We start from the raw sequence: 15,203 nt of genomic DNA, 5'->3' as shown, positions 1-15,203 counted from the left end.
CCAACACGCCAGCCGACTTGGTGGGAGACCCCGTGGCCTATGTAGAGCAATACCAGGAAGCGTATGGCGCCGGCGAATATGCCGCCGCCAGCGCTTGCGCGGCCGTGCTCAGTGTTGCTGAAGAGCAACAGCATCTGCTGGCCTATTCGCCGCTGGTGAAACGCATCGTGCGCCAGCTCAATTCGCAGGTGTCGGGCGCCATCGACCGCGACGACATGGAGCAGATCGGCCTGATGGGCTTGCTCGAAGCGCTGCGCCGCTACGGCCTGCCCGACCAGTCCTTCGGCAGCTATGCCAGCCTGCGCATCCGCGGCGCCATTCTCGATGAGCTGCGGCGCCAGGACTGGCGTCCGCGCGCCGTGCGCCAGGAAAGCCACCGCCTGCGCGACAGCGTGCGCGCCCTGACCCGGCGCCTGGGGCGCGAGCCGCTGGACGGGGAAGTCATGGCTGCGCTGAAGCTGACGCCGGAAGCGTTCCAGGAATATCAGCTGGCGGAAAACGCCGAGCTGATCGCCAGTTTCGACGAAGTGCTGCAGGAAAGCCTGGGCCAGGCCGATAGCGCACCGAGCCCGGAAGAGCAATTGATGCTGCGGCGCAGCCTGGAGCAAGCCTTGCGCACGCTCGATGAGCGCGAGCAGCGCGTGGTGCAGATGTATTACGAATTCGAACTGAGCTATAAGGAAATTGCCGCCGTGCTGGACCTGAGCGACGCCCGCGTCTGCCAGCTCAACAAGACGGCACTGGGCAAGATGAGAGCCATGCTGCAGGACGCATAAGAGTTAAGCAACATCCACAAAATTGACGCAGCACAATGACGCAGAAAGGCAGTTGACATGGTAATTATCGGTATCTTAATCGTGATGGTATGTGTATTCGGAGGCTTTGCCCTGATGGGCGGCACCGTCCACGCGATCTGGCAACCGGTGGAGTTGATCATCATCATCGGCGCCGCCGTCGGCGCCCTGGTGCTGGGCAACCCCAAGCATGTACTCGGTGAAATGCTGCACCAGATGCGCAAGATCGTCACGCACAAGAAGCAAGGCTCAGAATTCCAGCGCCAGTTGCTGCTGCTGATGTATGAACTGCTGCAAACGGCCGCCGGCGGCCTGAAGGCGCTCGACGCGCACGTCGAGGCGCCGCGCGAAAGCGCCCTGTTCCAGCGCTATCCGCTGGTGCTGGAAGAGCCGAAACTGCTGGCCTTCATCGTCGACAACTTCCGCCTGATGGCGATGGGCAAGATCAACGCGCATGAACTCGAAGGCGTGCTGGAGCAGGAACTGGAAGCCATTCATGACGAATTGCTGCAACCGTCGAAATCCTTGCACAAGATCGCCGAAGCCATGCCAGGTTTCGGCATCCTGGCGGCCGTGCTGGGCATCGTGATGGCCATGAATTCGGTGGCCGACGGCGCCGATGCGGCGGAAATCTCGGAAAAAGTGGGCGCCGCCATGGTCGGCACCTTCATCGGCATCTTCTTCTGCTACGGCGTGCTCGATCCGATGTGCAACATGATGAAGCAACTGGTGGGGGAAGAAGGCTCGACCATGGAATGCGTGAAAGTGGTGCTGGTCACGCACGTGGCGGGCAAACCGCCGCTGCTGGCCATCGATGCGGGCCGCCGCCTGGTGCAGCTGAACATCAAGCCGAGTTTCGCCCAGCTGGAAAGCTGGATCACTGCGCTCGAAGACCGCGGCGCCGAACAAGAGCAAAGCCAAGGGCGGGGAGGCCGCCGTGCTAAAGCCGCATGAGAAACATGAACAGGCCATCATCAAGCGCGCCGGGCGCAAGCATGATGAGGATAGCCACGGCGGCGCCTGGAAAGTCGCGTTCGCCGACTTTTGCCTGGCCCTGCTGTCGCTGTTCCTCGTGCTGTGGCTGATGGCCGCGCGCGAGCAGCAGGCGATGAAGGAAATCATGATGGATGCGTCGGCAGGCAGCCGCCAGGGCGAAGGCCAGGGCGTCATGCCGGAACAGAAAGGCGGCCCGCGCGGCAGCCTGATCGAGCGCTTCCCCATGCCCCGCAAAGGCACGGGAGACACGCGCACGGAAGGCAAGCAGACGCAAGACGGCAAGGCCGGTTCGGCGTCGCAAAACCAGACGAAAGTGAGCTACCAGTCGCCGGAAGACTTGCTGGCCCTGTCGCGCGCGCTCGACAAGCTCAGCGATGAAGCTGGCCTGAAGAGCAACTTGCAATCGGTCATCACGCCGTACGGCTTGCGCGTCATGCTGCACGATACGGACAAGCAAGGCATGTTCGTGCGCGGCAGCGCCGTGCCGACCGACCGCTTCCGTAAATTGCTGCGCCAGATGGGCCCGGTTTTCGCCCAGATGGACAACCAGATGCTGATTGTCGGCCACACGGATTCAATCCAATACGCCAATACCGGCTATGAAGGCTATTCCAACTGGACCCTGTCGGCCAACCGCGCCATGTCGGCGCGCGCGCAATTGTTGGTTGGCAGCATGAGTCCGGACAGCGTGCTGCAAGTGGTGGGCATGGCCGACCGCGCACCGCTGGACGTCAAAAATGCCGGCGCCGGCATCAACCGCCGCATTGAACTGTTAATATTGACGCGCGGCCAGGCCGACAACATCGCCGCCATGTTCGGCATGGCCGGTAAAAAGGCGCAGGGCGAAGAGCTGCAAGTGGGCGAACCGGACGCGGGAACGCTGCAGCGCCTGCGCGACAAGCTGGGCTTGCCCGCGAAGAAAGAACGGGACGAGCATGCAAATTAAAGGCAAGGGACAACGTATGAAAATCTCCTCCGGCAATACCGGCGCTGCCGTACGCAGCAGCGCCGTGGCGCCGGCCGAGGCGATCGCCGAGAACGCGGCAGCCGGTGCGGTCACGCCCGGCTCGGCAGCGGGCGAGCAGATGCAATCGGCCGTGCTGCAACCGGCCATGGCTGCCCTGCGCGCCATGCCAGAGATCGACCACGAGCGCGTGGCCATGCTGCGCGATGCGCTCGCCAAGGGCGAATTGCCATTTGATCCAGCGAAACTGGCGGGCCTGATCCAGCGTTTTCACGGCGGCGAATCATGACCGCGCCGCGCAAGGGCATCACCCGTCAGGAAGCCATGCGCCGCGTGCTGCAAGGCATCAGCGACGACAGCATCGGCTACAGCGCCCTGCAAGGTTTACTGGAAGAACAATTCCAGGCCAGCTTGCGCCACCAGAGCGCGCAACTGACGGCGCTGGCCGACCAGGTCATCGCCGCCGTCGAGCCGCTCGATGCGCGCCGGCGCCAGCGCGTCAGCCTCGTCAGCGCCCTCCTGGGGCCGCAAGGCGATATGCCGCAACTGTTTGCGCTACTGCAAGAAGAAGCGCGCATGACGGCCGTGCGCGACTGGGCCGCGCTGGAACAGATGGTGCTTGAATGCAAGCGCCTGAATGCCCGCAACAGCGATTTATTAACCGAGCAGTACACCATCATGCAGCGCGTGCTCAATGGCGAGGAAGATACCTATGCGCCAGCCTGATTTTTTAAGCACCCGCGCCACGCCGGCGACGCCATCGACGATGGCGACCAATGCGGTACAGGGCAATATGCGCGCCACCAATGCCACCAACGCCACGGCTGCCACGGCCAACAGCGGCAGTTTCAGCAGCGTATTCCAGCAGGTGCAAGGCGACGTGGCCCGCTTCATCGAACAGGGCGGCGGCAGCGCGACCACCTTGAACCCGCAAGGGCGCGCCTATCTGGAGCAGAGCCAGCCGGTCAATGTACTGGGCAGGATCAGCCAGGGCGGCGAGATCGGCGAAGTGCAGCAGCAGTTTCTCGCCTCGATCAAGCCGTGGACGCAAGAAACCGGTGCGCGCCTGGGCGTGGCGCCGGAAATCGTTGCCGCCCATGCGGCGCTGGAGTCCGGCTGGGGCCAGCGTCCACTGCGCCAGGGCACGGGGGAGGACACGAATAACTTGTTCGGCATCAAGGCTGGCGGCAAATGGCAGGGTGAAGTGGCCAGCAACCTGACCACCGAGTATGAAGCGGGCAGCGGCACGGCCCTGAAGAAAACTGAACGCTTCCGCAGCTACCCGGACCAGGCCAGCGCCTTCCGCGACTATGCGCAAGTGCTGCTGGACAATCCACGCTACCGCGCTGCCCTGAACACGGGCGCTGACGCGGGCGCCTTCGCGCAAGGCCTGGCGCGTGGCGGCTATGCCACCGATCCCAACTACGCCGCCAAGCTGACCCAGCTGGCGACGCGATTGCAGCGCACGGCCGCCGCAGAATAATCCTGCCTCAACGGCCGGCCATATCGGCCGGTTCCACCACGCCCGCATCGAGCACCCTGGCACGTATCACCGTGCCGCTGGTGGCGTTGCGCACGCGGATCAATTGCCCCAACGCACCAGGCTCCAGCGCTTCACCGGCCATGCTCACTTCCACCTGCTCCTTGCGCGCAACGATACTCACGGCACTGCCGCGCTTGACCAGCACGGGCGACGCCAGCTGGCCCTGGCGCAGCACTTCGCCGCTGCGCAGGCTGCGCCGGCTCGACTGGCCAACGGCGCCGGGCAAGGAGGAAATGCTGTCCGGCACCATCGTCACGTCGCGCCGTGCCAGCACCACGTCGCCCGATTGCAGCGGCGTATTGGCCGTCACGGGCGCGCTGGTCACGGCGACCTGCGCCGTAATGCTGCCGCGCACCAGCATTTCGTAGCGCCAACCGTTGCTCCCAGGACACACCGCCACGAAGCGCATGCGCTGCGCCGAACGGCTGTCCGCCGCTTCGAGCGCGACGCTCGCCGCGCAGGCCGGCATGGGCCGTGTGCTTTTCACCACGGCCACTTGAAACTGCGGCGCCAGCAACCCGGCCGAGGCCGCCTGCAGTGCCAATTGCTCGCGCGCCAATAGTTCCACACGTGAAAATATATTGTCGGCTGGCAATTCTGCGCGTCCTGCACTACTATATAGGCTGGTCAGTAAAAATAGGCCAGGAAGCAGTATGTGAAGACGTGGCCGCTTGTTTCGGATCATGGAAATACTGTTGAAATGAATCATTGCTAACCTTAATCAAAGATACTGAAGCGGCATGACCTTACCATGCGTCAACATGACCAGGCTGGGATTTTACCTCTGCACCACCTATTTTCTAGCCCGAACTGCAAAAAGCACGATCGAATTCAATACAAAGGATGACCATGGGGATTAATTTCAAGGACGCACTCGGCGTGCATGCCGATGCACTCGCGCTGCGTGCCGACCGTACACGCGTGCTGGCGGCCAACATCGCCAATGAAAACACGCCCGGCTTCCAGGCCATGGACATGGATTTCGGCAGCGCCCTGCAGCAATTGCAGGACAATGAAGCGGGCCTGCTGTCGACCGATGACGATGCCAGCGGCCTGTACCGCGTACCCTACCACCCCAGCCGCGACGGCAACACCGTCGAAATCGGCGTCGAACAGGCGGCATTCTCGCAGAATGCCACCGATTTCCAGACCAGCCTCACTTTCGTCAACATGAAACTGCGGGGCCTGTCCAAGGCCATTGCCGGACAATAAGGATCAGCATGAGCTTCCAGGATATTTCCAAGATCGCCGGCTCGGCGATGGCGGCGCAAACCGTGCGCCTCAATACCATCGCCAGCAACCTGGCCAATGCCGATTCCGTTGCCGGTTCCGAGGGCGAAACCTACCGCGCGCGCAAACCCGTGTTTTCCGCCGTGATGGATGGCCCTGGCGCCAGCGGTGCGGGCGGCCGCGTGCAGGTACTCGACGTGGTGCAAAGCGATGAACCGCTGCGCAAGGTCTACGAGCCGGGCCACCCGATGGCCAATGCCGATGGCATGGTGTACTACCCCAACGTCAATCAAGTGGCCGAGATGACCGACATGATGTCGGCCTCGCGCGCGTTTGAAACGAATGTCGAAGTTCTGGGCCGCATCAAGTCGATGCAGCAGTCGCTCCTCAAATTAGGTGAAGCATAAGTCATGGAAACCAATCTCTTTACAAATAACACCAGTAGCAGCGGCACCGGCAGCAATACGGTCGCCTCGCAAAACAATGCCACGCAGGACATGTTCACCAAATTGCTGGTGGCGCAGATCCGTAACCAGGACCCGCTCTCGCCAACCGATCCCAGCCAGTTCGTCAATCAATTGACGCAGCAGGCGCAGACAGAAGCGATGCAGAACCTGTCGACGCTGACCAGCGCCAATGCCAGCGTGCTGCAATCGATGCAAGTGCTGGCTCTGGGCGCCCAGGTGGGCTCGGAAGTCATGGTCAATACCGACACGGTACAACTCGACAGCAGCAAGGTCAGCGGCAGCATCGCCCTGTCCTCCAACAGCAGCAAGACCACGCTGACCCTGAAAGATGCGTCCGACAAGGAATACACGATCGAGCTGGGCGCAAAGTCGGCCGGCAACGCGACGTTTACCATCGACCCGGAAAAGTTGGGCCTGCCAGCCGGTACCTACACAATGGCTGTCACTACCAGCAGTGCCGAGAAGCCGTCGATCGATATCGCGGGCAAACTCAGCAGTGTTCGCCTGTCGGCCACCGGCAGCATGATTTTGAATGTCGCCAACCTGGGTGAAGTCAGCCCTGGCGCGATCACTGGTTTCAACGGCAAGACATCTTGATACGCCTGTAGCGTCCCTGGCTTTTCATACTAACAACCCAGTCCTTCACTAAAGGAAGTTCACCATGAGTTTCGACATCGCGCTGTCCGGCATCCAGGCCATCAATCAGCAACTGACCACGTCGAGTAACAATATCGCCAATGCCGGCACCTATGGCTTTCGCAGCAGCCGCGCCAACTTCTCGTCGATGTACGCTGGCGACCGCGCCACGGGCGTGGAAATCGGTTCGACCACGCAAAGCATGAGCGTCAACGGCGGCGTGCTGAACACCGGCCGCACGCTCGACGCAGCCATCGATGGCCGCGGCTACTTCGTCAGCCGCGATGCGCAAAACACACTGAGCTACAGCCGCGTCGGCATTTTCAGCGCGTCGAGCAGCGGTTACCTGACCGATTCGAACGGCAAGATGGTACAGGGCTATGCGCCTGCGGCAAAAGGCAGCACCACGCTTGGCCCGATGGGCGACATGAAAATCCCGACCGGACAAATTCCTGCAGAAGCCACCGGGAACCTGTCGTACGTCGCCAACCTGTCGTCCGAATGGACCATCAAGGATGGCACCAAGTTCGACAAGACCGACATCCAGACCTACAACAGCGCCAAGGTATCGGTGCTGTATGACTCGCTGGGATCCAAACATACGCTGAGCCAGTATTTTGTGAAAACCGGCGCCAACACCGTGGAAGTGCAATACACGCTCGACGACAAGCCACTGACCCCGCCATTGTCCAGCAAACTCGAGTTTGGCACCGATGGACAACTGGCCTTGGTCAACAACGTAAAACCAAACAATGAGCCAGTGCCGCCGGCAGTCAAGGGCGCCGACTGGAAGCCGACGTTTGATCCGGTCAAGATGGCCAACCCCGCCAACTCCGGCGCTGCAGCCCTGGCGTTCGACCTGAACTACTCGGACACGACCCTGTACGCGGGCGAGGCGACCACCTCGACGAATAAATCGGACGGCTATGCCTCGGGTACCTACACCGGCGTGGAACTGGCCTCGGACGGCTCGATCATGGCGAAATATACCAACGGCGAAACCAAGAACGTCGGCACCATCGCGCTGGCCAACTTTGCCGATGAAGGTGCGCTGACGGCCGTCAACAACACCAGCTGGATCGCCTCGACCGCCTCCGGCGCACCGCTGTACGAGCGTCCTGGCGTGGGCATGGCCGGCAAGCTGGCGACGAGCTCGCTGGAACAGTCGAACGTCGATATCACCACCGAACTGGTGGGCCTGATGACGTCGCAGCGCAACTACCAGGCGAACTCGAAGGTCATCTCGACCGAGAGCGCCATGCTGCAATCGCTGATGCAAGCGATGTAATCGACGATACGCAAGGGTAAAGAGCTATGGATGCGCTGATTTATACCGCCATGAGCGGGGCCGACCGTGCCCTGCGGGCACAGCAGGTACACGCCAACAATCTGGCCAACATCGAGACGGGCGGCTTCCGCGCCAATCTGGAGGTATCGACCGTCCAGCCGCTGCAAAACGGCTATGGCTACGACGACCGCCACATGACGCAGACGCAGGCTAGCGCCATCGGCACGCGCACGGGTGCCATCAAGGAAACCGGACGCGAGCTCGACGTGGCCATCACGGGCAACGGTTTTCTCGCGGTGCAGTGGCAAAACGGCGAAGCCTACACGCGCGCCGGCGCCATGGATCTCGATGAAACGGGCGCGCTGACCATCAATGGCCGGCCCGTGCTGGGCGAAGGCGGTCCGATCACGATTCCCGAACACACCAGCCTGTCGATCGGCGGCGATGGCACCATTTCCATCCAGGTGCCGGGCACCGCGCAAATGCAGACCGTCGACAAGCTCAAGCTGGTCAACGCCGAAGCGGGCGAACTGACCAAGAACGAGGCGGGCCTGATCGTGGCGCGCAGCGGCGAAGACTTGCAAGCCGACCCGGCGGTACGCCTGCGCGACCGCCATCTGGAAGGCAGCAATGTCTCGGCCGTCGAGGAAATGGTCGCCACCATGAGCCTGAACCGCAGTTTCGAGATGCAGATGAAAGTTTTCAAGGCCAGCGATTCGATGACCGAATCAGGCAACCGCCTGCTCGGCGCCTGAGCCACCTGACCAATGATCAAGGAGTAAACCATGAATCCAGCAATGTGGATCAGCAAGACCGGCGTGCAAGCACAAGATGCAAAACTGCAAGCCATCGCGAATAACCTGGCCAACGTCAACACGGTCGGCTTCAAGCGCGACCGCGTCGTCTTCGAAGACTTGTTTTACCAGGTCGAACAGCAGCCAGGCACGCAGCGCGCCGACAATACGTTGTCGCCATCGGGCGTGCAGCTGGGTAACGGCACGCACATGGTGGGTACGCAAAAGGTGTTTACCACCGGCAGCCTGCAAACGACCAGCCGCGAATTCGACGTCGCCATCACCGGCAATGGTTTCCTGCAAGTGCTGCGTCCGAACGGCGAAGCGGCCTATACGCGCGCCGGCCAACTGAGCCTGAATGAAAACGGCGTGATGGTCAACGCCCAGGGCTTGCCGCTGGTGCCGCAGATCACCGTGCCGAACAATGCCACGGCGATCACCATCGGCGAAAACGGCATGGTCACGGCCACCGTGCCAGGCAATGTCGCCGGCACCGAACTGGGCCAGCTGAACCTCTCCAGCTTCGTCAACCCGACCGGTTTGCTGGCACTGGGCGAAAACCTGTTCCAGGAAACGGCATCGAGCGGCACGCCGACCGAAGGCCGTCCTGGCGAAGGCGCCCTGGGCAAACTCAAGCAATTCGCGCTGGAAGGCTCGAACGTGCAGGTGGTCGAAGAGATGGTCGACATGATCGCAGCCCAGCGCACCTATGAAATGAATACCAAGGTGTTGTCGGCCGCCGACAATATGCTGCAATACCTGGCGGCCGCGGCGCGTTGATGACAGTCGCAATGAAAGCCGTAGCAGCCCTGCTGCTGGTGCTGACGGCCGGTTGCGCCAGCCGCCCAGCCGCGCCCGTTGCGCCCAGCTTTTCCGACACGCCGCTGCCGGTGGCGCCGCGCAGCGTGGCGCGCGGCGGCATTGCGGGCGGCGTCTTCAATCCCGACGCCGGCCTGGCACTGACCTCCGACAGCCGCGCCTTCCGCGTCGGCGATGTCGTTACGGTGGCCTTGCAGGAAACCACGCAGGCGAGCAAGAAGGCGGGCACCTCGTTCAACAAGGGCTCCTCCGTCGGCGTACAGGCCGCCACCCTGCTGGGCAAGGCCTTCCCCAAGACGGGCATCGACCTGTCCGCCGACCGCAATTTCGCTGGCGACGCGACCAGCACACAGCAAAACGCGCTGTCCGGCGCCATCACCGTGATCGTGCAGGAAGTGCTGCCGAACGGTTTATTGCGCGTGCAGGGCGAGAAAACCCTGACCCTGAACCAGGGCGAAGAATTCGTGCGTTTGCGCGGCTACCTGCGCGCGGCCGACATCGATTCCAACAACCAAGTGTCGTCCTTGCGCATCGCCAATGCACAGATCGCCTATTCCGGCCAGGGCACCCTGGCCGAAGCCAATACACCAGGCTGGCTGACACGTTTCTTCGTCGGCCCGTGGATGCCGTTTTAAGGTGACATCATGAAATTTCGCTCCGCCCTGCCCCTGGCAGCCATGCTGGCCGTGCTGTCCGGCCTATCCCTGCCCGCCACCGCCGCGCAAGTGCTGCGCAACCTGGTCAGCATCGAGGGCGTGCGCGACAACCCGCTGGTCGGCTACGGCCTCGTCGTCGGCCTGAATGGCAGCGGCGACACCACGCAGGTAAAATTTTCCAGCCAATCCGTGGTCAACATGCTCAAGCAGTTCGGCGTCAAGATGCCGGACGGCGCCGAATCGAAAAGCAAGAACGTCGCCACCGTCATGGTCAGCGCCGTGTTTCCACCAGGATATCGCCGTGGCCAGGCCATCGACGTCACAGTGTCGTCTCTGGGCGACGCGAAAAGCTTGCGTGGCGGCACCTTGCTGCTGACCCAGCTGCGCGCGGCCGACAATGAAACCTATGCGCTGGCGCAAGGCAACGTCGTCGTTGGCGGCCTGAACGCCACCGGCAAGAGCGGCTCGTCCGTCACCGTCAACACGCCCACCTCGGGCCGCATTCCCAACGGTGCCAACATCGAGCGCGAGATTCTCAGCGATTTTTCCACCCGGCCGAGCGTCACCCTGAACTTGCGCCACCCGCATTTCGAGACGGCCATCAATATCGTCGAGGCCGTCAACCGCCGCTTCGGCGCCGTCGCCACCACCAGCGACGCCACCAGCGTGGAAGTGCTGGCGCCGGAAAACCCGACCCAGCGCGTCGCCTTCATGGCAAAACTGGAAGCGCTGTCCGTCGAAGTCGGCACCGATACGCCGAAAGTGGTCTTCAATTCGCGCACCGGCACCGTCGTCATCGCCGAAGGCTTGCGCGTGAAGGCGGCCGCCGTCACCCACGGCTCGCTGAAAGTCGTCATTTCAGAAAGCTCGGCAGTCAGCCAGCCGGCGCCATTCGGCCGTGGCCAGACCACAGTCACGCCGCAGTCCAAGGTCTCGGTTGACCAGGGCAACGGCAATATGTTCAAATGGCCGGCCGGCGCCAAGCTGCAAGTCATCATCGACGTGGTCAACAGCCTGGGTGCTTCGCCCGATGATATCATGTCAATTTTACAAGCCCTCGACCAGGCAGGAGCCATCGAAGGCGAACTGGTCGTCATTTAATGCTTAATATCAACGACAGCAGCAGCGCCCTGCCTTCGGCGCTGGACGACAAGACCCCGGCTGCGGCCACGCCGGCCGATCCGCGCTACGCGGCCAAGGCCACCGAGGCGGCCGTCAAGTTCGAAGCCTTCTTCATCTCCCACATGCTGCGCCAGATGCGTTCGGGCACGCGCGAGATGGCCGGCGAAGACAGCGTCTTCAAGGATCCCATCAACAGCGACATGCTGGAAATGGCCGACAACCTGGTGGCCGACAAGATGGCTGGCCAGCGCGCCTTCGGCATCGCCGACGCCATCTTGCGCCAGTTGCTGCCTGCGGCGAACGCCCCGGCCGCCACCAAAAGCGCGATCAAAACAGACAATATTGCAGCGGCGCTTAATAAATCCGTCTGAAGCGTCGCCTGTTCAAGGTAACAACGATACCAGGCCTGCCCACCCGCGCGCGCCGCACTCTACACGAAAGAAACTTGCCCAATGAGCATCATCAGCAATGCATTGTCAGGCAGCATCGCCGCCCAGGCCGCACTCGGTGCGGCCAGCCAGAATATTGCCAATATGCAAACACCTGGCTACACGCGCCAAGGCGTGCTGTTGTCCTCGCTTGGCGCCGGTGCCGGCGTGCGCTCGGCCGGCACCGGCGTGGAAGTGTCTTCCCTGCTGCGCTTTGCCGATGCCTATAAAAGCCAGCAGATGTGGCGAGCCGCGTCCGACCAGGGCGCGCGCTCGCAAACCCAGCCGTATCTGACCCAGCTCGAACGCATCATGGGCGACGAATCGTCGAGCATCAGCAATGGCATCGACGGCTTCTTCACGGCCCTGAACGCGGCGGCCGTCGATCCAACTTCGACGCCGCTGCGCCAGCAGATCATCACGGCGGCCGATGCCATGGCGCAGCATTTCAACAGCATCAGCAATGTCATGAACAACCAGTTGCTGTCGCTACAGCAGCAACGCGCGGCGATCATGCCGCAAGCCAATACGGCACTGTCCAATATTGCTGCCTTGAACCAGCGCATCAGCGGCTCGACTGCTGCCGGCACCAACGTGTCGGCACTGATGGATGCGCGCGACCAGTTGATCGATGGCCTGGCCTCGCAAATGGCCATCGAAGTGACGGACCAGCCCGACGGCTCGCGCAATATCTCGCTCAAGTCGGGACAACCGCTGGTGATCGGCGCGCTGGCCGGTAGCCTGAGCAGCAGCATGGCGGCCACGGGCGAACAGGTGCTGAGCCTGAAATTCGCCAATTCGACCTTTTCCCTGGATAATGTCGCCGTCGGCGGCCAACTGGGCGGCCTCGGCGATTTCGAGCGCAACACCTTGCAGCCTTTACAACAATCGATTCAGGACCTGGCCAGCACGCTCAGCGCCAAGGTCAATGTGCAGTTGGCGGACGGCAAGACCATGACGGGCAATCCTGGCGGTCCCCTGTTCATTTACGCCAACGGAAGCTTGTCCATCAGCAAGGATTTCACGGCCGCCGACCTGGCGCTGGCGTCATCGACGGGTGCCGCCGGCGATAGCAAGAATTTGCAAAGCCTGATCGAGATCAAGAACCAGTCCGTCGACGTGGAGTGGGTAGGTTCCGTGCTGATCAGCGATGCCGACACGCAGCTGGTAGGCAAGCTGGGTATTTACAGTCAGCAGAACCAGGCCTTGCTGACGACAGCCGACACCGTGCGCACCCAGGCGATCAATGACTGGAAATCGACCAGCGCCGTGAACAAGGACGAAGAAGCGATGAGCCTGGTGGAGTTCCAGAATATGTATCAAGCCAATATGAAAGTCATTTCGGTGGCCAATGCCCTGTTTGACGCCACCTTGCAAATGATGGGCTAAGGAGAAGAATATGCGTGTCGCCAGTAGCCAATACCAAACGCTGATCAATATTTCGATCCAGCAAAACCAGGAGCGCATCAATTTCCTGACGCAACAGATGTCCTCGGGCTTGCGCATCCAGCTGCCATCGGACGACCCGATCGGCAATGTGCGCATTTCGCGCCTGACGCGCGAGCAAGCCATGGTGACCCAGTACCAGGAAAATATCACCTCGGTCAAGACGCGCCTGCTGAAAAATGAAAACTATCTGTCGAGCATGGTGACCGACATGGGCCAGGCGCGCGACCTGCTGGTCTGGGCCGCCGATGGCAGCAACGCGCCGGCCGACCTCAATGCCATGAGCGAATCGCTGCGCGCCATGCGCGACAGCGTCTTTTATACGTCGAACCTGAAGGACCAGGAAGGCCGCTACATGTTTTCGGGCACGGCCACGGACACCCCCGCGCTGAAGTACGATGATACCCAGCCTGTCGGTTCGCGCTACAGCTATACGGGCAATACGGAAACCCAGACCGTCGTCGTCGGCAATGGCGTGACGCAGGCGGCCAACGTCGACGTGAAGAGCCTGGAAGCGTGGCTCAACAAGATCGATACGACCATCGCAGCGCTCAGCACGCCGGGCGTCAATCCGTCGGATCCGGCCACGCGCGCCATCGTGACGGCCGGCCTGGACGGCACCGATGACGGCATGAATTTGCTCTCCGGCAAAATTGCCATCTTTGGCGGCGCGCAAAACATCCTCTCCACACTCGACAACAACCTGGCGAACGTGTCGCTGTCGAACCAGACCGCGCTGCTGGACTTGAAGAAGGCCGACATCGGCGCTGCCGCCATCGAACTGACAGGATACGAAACAGCGCTGCAGGCAACCTACAAGGCTTACTCGAAGGTCGGTAATCTTTCCTTGTTTGACGTTCTCTAACCCACATGCAAATCGTTCAGACCTCTTCCTCTTCCGGCATCAGCGCCAAGGGCACCGGCAGCGCCCGCGTCGCCGATGACGCGTCCGCCGCAGTCAAAGGCAGCGCCAGCGCGCGCACCGAGGGGACAGCGTCACGCAGCTCGACGGCAAAGCTGCAGCGTGGCCTGAGCAACTGGGATCACCAGCTGCAGGGAGAGATTTCCAACGCCCAGCAAACGCTGGACTACCTGGAGCGCAGCAGCAGCCAGCTGCAAGCCCTGAAAAGCGAGCTGGCAGCCAAGCTGGCCGCGCGCCAGGGCCGCGATGGCCAGGTCGAGGCCAGAGTGCGCCAGTTCAGTGCTACCTGGCGCCAGCGCGCCAGCGCGTCGGGCGGCACCCTCGATGCGCAGCTCGGCTATACCAGCCCGCAAGCGGCGCAGCAGAACTTCAGCATCCGCGGCCTGACCATGGCCAGCCTGCAAGAAGGCCCGCAGGAAGTGCTGGCCTTTTCCGTCGGTGGCGGCAACCAGGCCTTGCGCTCGGTCAATATCGAACCAGGCCTGAGCGACGAGCAAATCGTCGCCCGCTTCGACCAGGCGCTGATGCCGTCAGGCATCCGCGTCAAGCAAAACGAGAATGGCGAGCTGGTATTGAGCACGCCGGAAGCGTCGTGGGCCAACGTGCGCGACAGCCTGTCCGTGCGTGGCAGCGGCATCCGCTTCCCGACGGGCCAGATGAACCGCGTGCGCACGGATGCGGAACCGGCCGCCATTGCCCCGGAAGAGTGGAATACGAGCGACGTGGAAGCCCTGCGCGCCACCTTGCAGCAAGTGGTGCAGGCGCTGGCTCATCTGCAGCAGGCGCGCGGCTCGGTCAGCGTGGCCCTGGCGCAGGCGACCGGACGGGTCGCCAAGGCGCAACCGACGCAGGCCAGCGTCAGCATGGAAACCCTGGCGGAAAACTTCACGGTAACAGCCAGCCAGCCCGGCTATGCGTCGCTGCAGGCGATCAGCTCGGCGCTGGTCGGCATCAGCCGCGAAAGGGTAGTTGCCCTGCTGGGCCTGCGCTAAACCTGCGCTCCCGTGCGCCCCATGCTGGCGCACGCGGCAATATATCGGCACCGCCCCTAGCTGCGGGCGTTGGAAAACCGTAAGATGCTGCTTGCAAGCCAGCGTA

19 protein-coding genes are annotated in these 15,203 nt (G+C 62.3%); 18 read left to right on the top strand and 1 reads right to left on the bottom strand.

The window, feature by feature from the left end:
• Positions 1-32 precede the first annotated feature (32 nt).
• The 6 genes from ACQ4W6_RS02480 to ACQ4W6_RS02455 are packed head-to-tail and all read left to right on the top strand — an operon-like array spanning position 33 to position 4,237.
• Entirely contained in the window at positions 33-776 is a 744-nt protein-coding gene (locus ACQ4W6_RS02480) for a FliA/WhiG family RNA polymerase sigma factor (protein ID WP_436565598.1), read from the top strand.
• Positions 777-833: 57 nt separating this feature from the next.
• Complete coding sequence (gene motA, locus ACQ4W6_RS02475; RefSeq protein WP_436565597.1) at positions 834-1,748, top strand: flagellar motor stator protein MotA; 915 nt, start codon at positions 834-836, stop codon at positions 1,746-1,748.
• Positions 1,732-2,736, top strand: coding sequence for a flagellar motor protein MotB (locus ACQ4W6_RS02470; RefSeq protein WP_436565596.1), 1,005 nt, complete (start codon positions 1,732-1,734; stop codon positions 2,734-2,736). The genes motA and ACQ4W6_RS02470 overlap by 17 nt, the downstream gene beginning before the upstream one ends.
• A gap of 16 nt (positions 2,737-2,752) precedes the next feature.
• Positions 2,753-3,043: a flagellar biosynthesis anti-sigma factor FlgM gene (gene flgM / locus ACQ4W6_RS02465; protein WP_436565595.1), complete on the top strand. Its 291-nt coding sequence runs from the start codon at positions 2,753-2,755 to the stop codon at positions 3,041-3,043.
• Positions 3,040-3,480 (top strand): flagellar export chaperone FlgN, encoded by a 441-nt coding sequence (gene flgN / locus ACQ4W6_RS02460; RefSeq protein WP_436565594.1) that lies wholly within the window; start codon positions 3,040-3,042, stop codon positions 3,478-3,480. Before flgM ends, flgN begins: the two co-directional genes overlap by 4 nt.
• A complete protein-coding gene (locus ACQ4W6_RS02455; protein WP_436565593.1) occupies positions 3,467-4,237 on the top strand; it encodes a glycoside hydrolase family 73 protein in 771 nt (256 codons plus the stop codon). The genes flgN and ACQ4W6_RS02455 overlap by 14 nt, the downstream gene beginning before the upstream one ends.
• Positions 4,238-4,244: 7 nt before the next feature.
• Here the strand turns inward: ACQ4W6_RS02455 and flgA are convergent, their stop codons facing one another.
• On the bottom strand, positions 4,245-4,892 hold the full coding sequence (gene flgA / locus ACQ4W6_RS02450) for a flagellar basal body P-ring formation chaperone FlgA (RefSeq protein ID WP_436565592.1): 648 nt from the start codon (positions 4,890-4,892) through the stop codon (positions 4,245-4,247).
• A gap of 254 nt (positions 4,893-5,146) precedes the next feature.
• Here flgA and flgB point away from each other — a divergent pair, with 254 nt between their 5' ends.
• From flgB to ACQ4W6_RS02390, 12 genes are all read left to right on the top strand, one after another.
• Positions 5,147-5,509 carry a flagellar basal body rod protein FlgB gene (gene flgB / locus ACQ4W6_RS02445; protein ID WP_436565591.1) on the top strand — a complete coding sequence of 121 codons (363 nt, stop codon included), beginning with the start codon at positions 5,147-5,149 and terminating at the stop codon, positions 5,507-5,509.
• 8 nt (positions 5,510-5,517) lie between these two features.
• Positions 5,518-5,934, top strand: a complete 417-nt coding sequence (gene flgC / locus ACQ4W6_RS02440) for a flagellar basal body rod protein FlgC (RefSeq protein ID WP_289887204.1) — start codon at positions 5,518-5,520, stop codon at positions 5,932-5,934.
• Between the two features lie 3 nt (positions 5,935-5,937).
• On the top strand, positions 5,938-6,591 hold the full coding sequence (locus ACQ4W6_RS02435) for a flagellar hook capping FlgD N-terminal domain-containing protein (RefSeq protein WP_436565590.1): 654 nt from the start codon (positions 5,938-5,940) through the stop codon (positions 6,589-6,591).
• Positions 6,592-6,655: 64 nt separating this feature from the next.
• The gene (locus tag ACQ4W6_RS02430) at positions 6,656-7,918 is read left to right on the top strand and encodes a flagellar hook protein FlgE (protein WP_436565589.1); all 1,263 of its coding nucleotides are present in this window, start codon (positions 6,656-6,658) and stop codon (positions 7,916-7,918) included.
• A gap of 26 nt (positions 7,919-7,944) precedes the next feature.
• Entirely contained in the window at positions 7,945-8,673 is a 729-nt protein-coding gene (locus ACQ4W6_RS02425; protein ID WP_436565588.1) for a flagellar basal body rod protein FlgF, read from the top strand.
• A gap of 30 nt (positions 8,674-8,703) precedes the next feature.
• Entirely contained in the window at positions 8,704-9,492 is a 789-nt protein-coding gene (gene flgG / locus ACQ4W6_RS02420) for a flagellar basal-body rod protein FlgG (RefSeq protein WP_436565587.1), read from the top strand.
• A gap of 11 nt (positions 9,493-9,503) precedes the next feature.
• Complete coding sequence (flgH, locus tag ACQ4W6_RS02415; RefSeq protein WP_436565586.1) at positions 9,504-10,166, top strand: flagellar basal body L-ring protein FlgH; 663 nt, start codon at positions 9,504-9,506, stop codon at positions 10,164-10,166.
• Positions 10,167-10,175: 9 nt separating this feature from the next.
• Positions 10,176-11,288 carry a flagellar basal body P-ring protein FlgI gene (locus ACQ4W6_RS02410; protein WP_436565585.1) on the top strand — a complete coding sequence of 371 codons (1,113 nt, stop codon included), beginning with the start codon at positions 10,176-10,178 and terminating at the stop codon, positions 11,286-11,288.
• Positions 11,288-11,680, top strand: coding sequence for a rod-binding protein (locus tag ACQ4W6_RS02405; protein ID WP_436565584.1), 393 nt, complete (start codon positions 11,288-11,290; stop codon positions 11,678-11,680). Before ACQ4W6_RS02410 ends, ACQ4W6_RS02405 begins: the two co-directional genes overlap by 1 nt.
• 81 nt (positions 11,681-11,761) lie before the next feature.
• The gene (gene flgK, locus ACQ4W6_RS02400) at positions 11,762-13,126 is read left to right on the top strand and encodes a flagellar hook-associated protein FlgK (RefSeq protein WP_436565583.1); all 1,365 of its coding nucleotides are present in this window, start codon (positions 11,762-11,764) and stop codon (positions 13,124-13,126) included.
• Between the two features lie 10 nt (positions 13,127-13,136).
• The gene (gene flgL, locus ACQ4W6_RS02395; RefSeq protein WP_436565582.1) at positions 13,137-14,048 is read left to right on the top strand and encodes a flagellar hook-associated protein FlgL; all 912 of its coding nucleotides are present in this window, start codon (positions 13,137-13,139) and stop codon (positions 14,046-14,048) included.
• Positions 14,049-14,053: 5 nt separating this feature from the next.
• Positions 14,054-15,097, top strand: a complete 1,044-nt coding sequence (locus tag ACQ4W6_RS02390; RefSeq protein WP_436565581.1) for a hypothetical protein — start codon at positions 14,054-14,056, stop codon at positions 15,095-15,097.
• Positions 15,098-15,203: the final 106 nt, after the last annotated feature.

Source organism: Janthinobacterium woesei, from assembly GCF_051380875.1.
Lineage (GTDB): Bacteria > Pseudomonadota > Gammaproteobacteria > Burkholderiales > Burkholderiaceae_D > Janthinobacterium.
This window is presented reverse-complemented; position numbering and strand designations above follow the sequence as displayed.

Coding starts and splice junctions, on each gene's coding strand:
- motA (WP_436565597.1), top strand. CDS start 834: ATGGTAATTATCGGTATCTTAATCGTGATGGTATGTGTATTCGGAGGC.
- flgM (WP_436565595.1), top strand. CDS start 2,753: ATGAAAATCTCCTCCGGCAATACCGGCGCTGCCGTACGCAGCAGCGCC.
- flgN (WP_436565594.1), top strand. CDS start 3,040: ATGACCGCGCCGCGCAAGGGCATCACCCGTCAGGAAGCCATGCGCCGC.
- ACQ4W6_RS02455 (WP_436565593.1), top strand. CDS start 3,467: ATGCGCCAGCCTGATTTTTTAAGCACCCGCGCCACGCCGGCGACGCCA.
- flgB (WP_436565591.1), top strand. CDS start 5,147: ATGGGGATTAATTTCAAGGACGCACTCGGCGTGCATGCCGATGCACTC.
- flgC (WP_289887204.1), top strand. CDS start 5,518: ATGAGCTTCCAGGATATTTCCAAGATCGCCGGCTCGGCGATGGCGGCG.
- ACQ4W6_RS02435 (WP_436565590.1), top strand. CDS start 5,938: ATGGAAACCAATCTCTTTACAAATAACACCAGTAGCAGCGGCACCGGC.
- ACQ4W6_RS02430 (WP_436565589.1), top strand. CDS start 6,656: ATGAGTTTCGACATCGCGCTGTCCGGCATCCAGGCCATCAATCAGCAA.
- ACQ4W6_RS02425 (WP_436565588.1), top strand. CDS start 7,945: ATGGATGCGCTGATTTATACCGCCATGAGCGGGGCCGACCGTGCCCTG.
- flgG (WP_436565587.1), top strand. CDS start 8,704: ATGAATCCAGCAATGTGGATCAGCAAGACCGGCGTGCAAGCACAAGAT.
- flgH (WP_436565586.1), top strand. CDS start 9,504: ATGAAAGCCGTAGCAGCCCTGCTGCTGGTGCTGACGGCCGGTTGCGCC.
- ACQ4W6_RS02410 (WP_436565585.1), top strand. CDS start 10,176: ATGAAATTTCGCTCCGCCCTGCCCCTGGCAGCCATGCTGGCCGTGCTG.
- ACQ4W6_RS02405 (WP_436565584.1), top strand. CDS start 11,288: ATGCTTAATATCAACGACAGCAGCAGCGCCCTGCCTTCGGCGCTGGAC.
- flgK (WP_436565583.1), top strand. CDS start 11,762: ATGAGCATCATCAGCAATGCATTGTCAGGCAGCATCGCCGCCCAGGCC.
- flgL (WP_436565582.1), top strand. CDS start 13,137: ATGCGTGTCGCCAGTAGCCAATACCAAACGCTGATCAATATTTCGATC.
- ACQ4W6_RS02390 (WP_436565581.1), top strand. CDS start 14,054: ATGCAAATCGTTCAGACCTCTTCCTCTTCCGGCATCAGCGCCAAGGGC.